Origin of the sequence: Bradyrhizobium campsiandrae (genome assembly GCF_014529705.1) — a bacterium.
In the GTDB taxonomy this organism is placed as follows: domain Bacteria; phylum Pseudomonadota; class Alphaproteobacteria; order Rhizobiales; family Xanthobacteraceae; genus Bradyrhizobium; species Bradyrhizobium campsiandrae.
Genome location: NZ_JAANIH010000216.1, coordinates 1 through 438, shown reverse-complemented (window position 1 = coordinate 438; position 438 = coordinate 1). Strand labels below are relative to the sequence as shown.

1 protein-coding gene is annotated in these 438 nt (G+C 56.8%); it reads left to right on the top strand.

What is annotated here, in order from left to right:
* Positions 1-249: 249 nt before the first annotated feature.
* Positions 250-438 (top strand): hypothetical protein (locus tag G8O24_RS47165; protein WP_188108438.1); only part of this gene is annotated, 189 nt, incomplete at its 3' end.

Here is a 438-nt window from a genome sequence, read left to right as displayed (position 1 = left end):
GCGTCCGGGTCCTCATTGCGGCACTTTGCTTGAGTGACCCACTCACCACGCTCGGGATTTCGGGCTGTATTGGACATTCCCGCAGTCTTCACTCGAACGGTCATGGGTGAGTGTTCTCCTTCCCAGACGGAATACTATGTACCGAAGCCTGAGTCTATTCACTAGAACGCGAGATTGTCTACGAGGTCACACTTTAGGGGGTGCAAGTCACCTTCCCCATTGCCAGGCAGACCACGTAGGGTATTGGGCGTGACTGTCTTCAAATCTTTGTCCAAGATAGCCCTGTCCACGGTCTTGGTAGCCGCGCTCATCGCGCTCGCGCTCGCCCCCTTTGCGGGCATTTCCGGCGTAGCGATCACCCGCACCAACCAGACCATGCAATCAGACCTGCAAGACCTAACAGCGGGCAATATCCCCGGCGTTACCACGGTGCAGGAT